The sequence below is a fragment of the Amycolatopsis sp. genome, assembly GCF_025464955.1.
Classification (GTDB): Bacteria; Actinomycetota; Actinomycetes; order Mycobacteriales; family Pseudonocardiaceae; genus Amycolatopsis.
Window position 1 is genome coordinate 1 of the sequence record NZ_JAODNM010000001.1, and the last position, 6,104, is coordinate 6,104.

The 6,104-nt window shown below is 67.2% G+C and carries 7 protein-coding genes; 4 read left to right on the top strand and 3 right to left on the bottom strand.

Annotation, left to right across the window (positions count from 1 at the left end):
* The 4 genes from JWQ81_RS00005 to JWQ81_RS00020 all read left to right on the top strand — a co-directional run.
* Positions 1-304: integrase core domain-containing protein (locus JWQ81_RS00005; RefSeq protein ID WP_297536534.1), on the top strand; the 304-nt coding region annotated here is incomplete at its 5' end.
* Positions 305-574: 270 nt separating this feature from the next.
* Complete coding sequence (locus JWQ81_RS00010) at positions 575-913, top strand: trypco2 family protein (RefSeq protein ID WP_297536536.1); 339 nt, start codon at positions 575-577, stop codon at positions 911-913.
* Positions 903-2,426 carry a trypsin-like peptidase domain-containing protein gene (locus JWQ81_RS00015; RefSeq protein ID WP_297536538.1) on the top strand — a complete coding sequence of 508 codons (1,524 nt, stop codon included), beginning with the start codon at positions 903-905 and terminating at the stop codon, positions 2,424-2,426. The genes JWQ81_RS00010 and JWQ81_RS00015 overlap by 11 nt, the downstream gene beginning before the upstream one ends.
* A 6-nt stretch (positions 2,427-2,432) precedes the next feature.
* The gene (locus JWQ81_RS00020) at positions 2,433-4,169 is read left to right on the top strand and encodes a hypothetical protein (protein WP_297536540.1); all 1,737 of its coding nucleotides are present in this window, start codon (positions 2,433-2,435) and stop codon (positions 4,167-4,169) included.
* Positions 4,170-4,281: 112 nt separating this feature from the next.
* On the opposite strand, the gene JWQ81_RS00025 is transcribed toward JWQ81_RS00020, so the two are convergent.
* From JWQ81_RS00025 to JWQ81_RS00035, 3 genes are all read right to left on the bottom strand, one after another.
* Positions 4,282-4,548, bottom strand: a complete 267-nt coding sequence (locus JWQ81_RS00025; RefSeq protein ID WP_297536541.1) for a hypothetical protein — start codon at positions 4,546-4,548, stop codon at positions 4,282-4,284.
* A 180-nt stretch (positions 4,549-4,728) separates the two neighbouring features.
* Complete coding sequence (locus JWQ81_RS00030; RefSeq protein ID WP_297536546.1) at positions 4,729-5,262, bottom strand: alpha/beta hydrolase; 534 nt, start codon at positions 5,260-5,262, stop codon at positions 4,729-4,731.
* A 646-nt stretch (positions 5,263-5,908) separates the two neighbouring features.
* On the bottom strand, positions 5,909-6,104 hold a 196-nt coding region (locus JWQ81_RS00035; protein WP_297536544.1), incomplete at its 5' end, for a hypothetical protein.

The window sequence follows — 6,104 nt, forward strand, 5'->3', positions numbered from 1 at the left end:
CTCCGACCGTGGAACTCAATACACTTCACACAGCTTCCGGAACAAAATTGCCGAGTTGGGAGTGATATCGTCAATGGGACACACAGGGGTCTGCTGGGATAATTCCATGGCCGAGTCATTCTTCGGAGCGCTCAAAAACGAACTCGTCTACCGAACCGTATTCCCGACCCGGCGCCACGCACGACGGGCCGTGGCCGAGTACATCGAAGTGTTCTACAATCGGCAGCGTCTTCACTCTGGACTTGAGTACAAGACCCCAGCGGAGACCTACCAAGCTCACCTGGACACGCAGCTCGCGGCATAGAAGTCACGCTTAGCGACTGTCCAGCAACCTCGGGGCGGACCAGCTCTAGAATGCGCATGTGAACGTGAGCGCCTCCGACAGACCATCGCCTGAACTGACGTTTCGCCCGATCCTCAACGGGGTCGACTTTCTCGACCGAGCCATCGACGAGCTCCTGGAAGCACACGAACAACGCGGGACACCGGGTATGTAACGCACTTCGATCAACGGGAGACTTGCCGGGTGGAGTGCCTGCTTGCCGGTGGGCCGAGACGATGAGGGGTAGGACGCGTGGAGGGGTCTGTCGACGACGACCAAGTGCTCATGGGCCAGGACGGGGTGCCGTTGTCGACGGCTATAGCCATGCTGCGCTCCGAGATCGAGGAGGCGATCGTCGCCGGGCGGGACGCGCGGGTGCGGTTCGTGGCCGAGTCGATCGAGCTCGAACTCGAAGTGGGGATCAAGGCGACCCGCAATGCCGACGGCAAGCTCAGCTTGTGGAATGTACTATCCGTCGGCGGTTCGAAGCAGCACGAAGAGACAGCCAGGCACCGGCTAAAGCTGATCCTCAAACCACGTGATACATCGGTGGGCGCGGAGGGCGAAACCCTTATCGGCGATGACGAATGACCGGCGCGCCGGCCGCTTGGAGTCCCACGTCCACCGGCTTGCACGGGTACACGGCACAAGGCACGGTTCCGGCTACGCGGTGACCGCCACCCTGGTGCTGACCGCGGGGCACGTGGTCGGCGAGGTCGGGTCCGAGTGCCTGGTGCGGCCGGAGTCCGGCGGCGAGTATCCGGCCCTCGTCCGCTGGCGTGGCGACCAGATCGACCTCGACGCGGCCTTGGTGGAGGTCCTGGTCGGGGACGGTGAGCCCTGGCGGGCCGTCCCGGAACTCGGCTGGGCCGAGCTGCGCGGCGCCGGGCACGGCGAATGCCTGGCCCTCGGCTACCCCTGGGTCAACCGGGACGACGAGGAACGACGCGTCGCCGAGCTCGTCTGCCGTGCGTCGCCCACGTCCGGACGGACGGCCCGGCGCTACGAGCTGCACCTGGTGGGCGCCCCACCGCGGGACAGGCCGCGCGACTCCGGCGGGAAGTCTCCTTCCACGTGGGCGGGGCTGTCCGGCGGGCCGCTGCTGACGAAGGACGGCAAGCACATCCTCGGCGTCGTGCACGCCGACAATCGGAAGTACGGCAACTCGTCGCTGAACGCGGTGCGGGTCGGGCTGCTGCTAGCGGACGATAAGTTCGCGCGCCTGGTGCGTGTCAAGCCCGACGACGTCCACGCCGAGTGGACTGCCGCGAAACCGCGCACGGTCGGCCGCGGCGTGGTCGCCGTCGTGCTCGGGGCCGTGGTCGCCCTGAGCGTCGGCGTCACCGTCGCGATCACCACGCTCGGTGGTGGTGCTGGGCCTGAGACCGCCCCGCCCGGCGCTCCACCGCTGAAGGTGCAGGGCGTCACCGCGTTCAAGGCCAGCAGCCAGGACGGACGGCTGGTACTCCCTGACGCGGTCACCATGTCAGCCGCCGAGGCCTCCTCCCTGGGCGAGGCGACTTCCGAGGGCGGCTCGAACTTCGACAAGTGGTACGCCGCGCACGGCGGCGGCACGGCACTGGACTCAGGCTTCACCAACATCACCGTGCAGAACACTCGCAGCGACCCGGTCCGCATCACGGACATGAAGGTGCTCAAGGACTGCACCGCGCCGCTGAATGGCACCGCTCTGCAGCGCTACACCCAGGGCGGAGGCGGAGAGACCGTCAAGGTCGGGTTCGATCTGGACGCCCCGGACCCGCTTCCCCAGCAGATGGCCATGACCTCCAGCGGCCTGATGGGAATGGGGGTCAACTACTTCGCCGCCGAGACCGTGACACTGACACCCGGCCAGGCGCAGACGATCACCGTAGGGGCGTTCACCGCGACCCGACACTGCCGGTTCACCTTCCGCATGGTCGTGGCCACTTCCGACGGGTCATTCACCCAGGACGTCGACGCGGGCAGCAAACCGTTCGAGGTCTCGGCGACCGCCCGCCCCGCATCGCCGGCCCACCCCTACTCCGGCTACCGGAAGGCCTACGTCCAGAACGACAAGCTGGACTGGGTCAGCGTCGACCCGTCGTCCTACGAGCAGAAATGAGAGCGGATGTCTGTGCGGAAGCTGCTCCTGCTGACCCTGGCCGTCTGCCTGATCGCGGCGGCAGGAACGGTTCTGACGGTGCGGCTCCTGCAGTCCGGCGGCGGTGAACCCGGCAACGCGGGTAAGGCCACCACGGGGAACGGCAAGGCCGTTTCCACCGCGCCTGCGTTCGCGTACACCACCGAACGGCAACTCGTCCTCATGCGCGGAGACGACGTGCTGGCGAAGGTGAGCCGCCCATTCGACAAGGCCGACTCCGCGAAGAACCAAGTCGCTTGGACGGCCGACGGGAACTACGTCACCATGCTCGCCGGCGCGCCGCTCCTGCAGAAGGAACCGGATGCCGAGGAGCTCATCACCGTCGACACCCGCACCGGCGAGCAGCGGCGGCATCCGTGCCCGAAGTGCTCGACGATCGTCGCGGCGGGACCGGCCGGAGTGCTGGCCGGGGGAGACAGCGGTTATCTCAGATTCGACCTCGACCGACCCGGCGACGGCAAGCCGGTGGACGGTCTGCCCGTCACGCAAGCACCGAGCTTCTCCCCTGCTCTCCTGGCTGGGACTGAGCACCTCACGCTGATCAGGGAGCCGACCTATGCCGAGGACGGGACCTACGAGGAGGGCCTGACGCTGTCTCGTCCGGACGGTTCGAACTCCGTGAACGCGGGTTTTTTCGAATCGAACGACTACATGCCCGTCGCGGCGGTCGGTGGCAAGACAGAGCGGGACACGATGTTCGCGGTGGCGGCCCGTAACAATCCCGGCATCTGCTTCAGTGCGTTCCCCGTCTACCTCATCGATGCCGGTGGTGCGATCACCGGCACGGACCTGTCTGCGGCTGCTCCGCCGGGCTTCGTGGCGAATAAGGCCGGTGGCGGGATGGACGTCAACGACCTGTGGTGGGACTCGGAGAGGCGGCTGCACGCGTCGATCACGTCGTGGACCTGCGATGAGACCAAGGCCGCCGAGAACGAGAAGGAAGTGCCGTTTTCCGCGGCCCGGCCGTGGCGGCTGGAGGGGACGAAGTGGGTGCCGGAGGATCCTGCTCCCGCGAGTTCCGTCCGAGTCCTGGACCAGCACAGCTCTCTGAGTCTCGCCATCCCGGACTGCGTCGGCCCGGTCGCCCAGCCGGACCTACTCACGTACTGCCACACCGGGAAACTCGACCTGGTCCGCGACGGTGCGCGTCGCACTCTCGCCGACGGCGTCCTCGCCGTCTACACGGCCCCGGTGGCAGCTCAAGCGCCTCCGGCGCAGCCCGTCGATATCGGACGTCTCGCCGGTGCGGCTGTGCCGGGTCTGTGCGAGCATCCCGCGGGAACCCTGGTCGGCGGTTCCCTCCCCGGGATCGCGGAGTTGGAGGGCGGCGTGCAGCTGCTGGCCGTCCAGAGCCCGGCACAGGCTGGTGCGCTGGTGGCCGCCGGGGACCTGACCGGTGACGGCAAGAACGAGACCGCGGCTGTGTTCGGCTGTTCCCAGGGCGGGGTGAGCTGGCCGAACGCCGTCGTCGTGTACTCCCCGGACTTCACGGTCATGGGCGCAGTCGATCTCGGAGGCCTCGTCTCTGCCGAGCACTCCGATGTGAAGCGGGTGGAGGTCGGGAACGGCCGCGTACTCGTGCACTGGATGTCCTACGAGGGCGCGGGTACCTGCTTCCAGCAGTGGACAGCCTCGATCCGCTGGGACGGAAGGCAGCTCAAGGTGGAGGACCAGGCAGAGACTCGTACCGTCCCAGGCTGCTGACGCCGTCGCATGCTCCCGCCCACAAGCCTCGCCGCACTACGGCCGCGTAGGCCAGTTCGGCGGGTGTAGCGACTCGCACGATGTCGCCACACCGATATCCAGCTCATACACCTCAGGTCGCTGCGGGGACAGCAATAGAGGGCATCCCGCCGGCGATGACCGCGCGGCACGCCTCGGCCAGCGGCCCATACGCCGGGTCGGCGGTGTCGCACCGGTCCAGCACCGCGGCCATCGACGCCGCGAACTCCGCCACCACCTCCAGACCCGGCGCTTCCTCGGCGCCGGCGAGCTCGTGCAGCGCGTCGGCCTTCGCGTGCAGGGCACCTTCAGCGTCACCGCTGCCACCCGCGGCTGGACCGAGTGGGAGCCGTTCATCCAACTGCTACGGGTGCAACAGCCACAACACCTCGCTGGCGAACTGACCGATGCTAGTAGCGATCAGGACCGCGGGCACAGCTATGCGCCCAGCGGTGGCCAGCCCCTTCCAGTACTCAGCAAGCGCCAGCCCGAGTCAGAACACGGTCCCGGCGGCAGGTTCAGCACCCGAACAAGTACAGCCTCAGTCGGCGCTCTCGGCGAGGAGGTCTCGGACTATCTCCTCACCGTGGGACCATGGGCCGAAGCCGGCCTCGGCGTTGACATGGCCGGCGTCGCCGAGGTCCACGAACCGCGCGTCCCACTGTTTGGCCAGCAGGCGGGACCAACCGATCTCTGCCCAGAGGTCAGTACTGCTGGCCGCTAGAACAGTCGGGAACGGCAGCGAGTCGGTCGCAGGCGGCCCGAAATCGGCGATCGGAGCCCCGCGGGAAGCCGAGTAGTCGATGTCGGGCGGCGCCATCAACAGCGCCGCGCGGACCTGCGCGTCGTGTCGGTGAGCCCAATGGGCGACGGTGTGACAGCCAAGGCTGTGTGCGACTAACACCACCGGCCCTGCGGCACGCTGGACGGTGTCGTGCAATTCGGCAACCCACTCGTCCCGGTCCGGCCGATCCCAGTCCCGCTGCTCGACCCGAACGGCGCCGCGCCGCTCGCGGAGCCAGTAGGACTGCCAGTGACCACGCCCGGAACCACCCAAGCCTGGCACGATGACCATGTTCTCCACAGCGGAGACGATAACGCTTCGACTCCCGTCGCCGAGTACCCCACCGGCCGCCTGCCCGTGACCGTGACCGAGGGGAGGGTTCCTGCCTGTACACCTTGTACCCGGTGCGGCGCGCTCGTCGCCGTCGCGTTCGGTCATGACTGCGGCAGTCGCCGCCATCCGCGAGGCTGCGGCGCGTTCCTACCCCCCACCCCCACGGCTTCGCCAAGCTGTTCCTCCGCACCTCCGCACCTCCGCACAACCGGGGTTCGGGATCAGGCTCCATCTCTAGGCCGCCTCAGCCGAGCCTTCTCGCGAGAAGTTGAATCCACACGGCCACCGCCAAGCGCTGAGCGCTGACCGGCGAAGTCATGCACAAAGTCGGTTACGGCGAACGGAGCGATCGCGGTAAGACCTACCAGCGCTGCTGCGGCTGGGGTTCGACGGACTTCGCCCGGAACAGCGAGTCACGACCAGTCCCCTGGGTATCCGCCGCGTTGTGCGGTAGAACATACATGCCCTGCAAGTCTTGCCCGGTTAATTTTAGACGAGACTAGCTCCGATGCGCTGGGTAGGGTTCGGAGCGTCACTTCGCGAAACTCTCGGTCGGTCGACCACCGAGAACGGAAGGAGGTGGTGCGATGGCGCGGCGACATTTTCACTTTACGGTGAAAGTGACTGGCCCGATCACCATCAAGGTGACCGGGTTCGCCGTCACGACCCTGGTACTGAGCCTTTCCGAGTAACCAGTTGTCGCGTTGTGTGATTGGTCGTTGTGGATCATGTGGTCCGGTGGTTTTCGTGGTGGAGCAGGACCAGCGCGGCGGCGACGATCTTGCTGAGCCGCCAGGGGC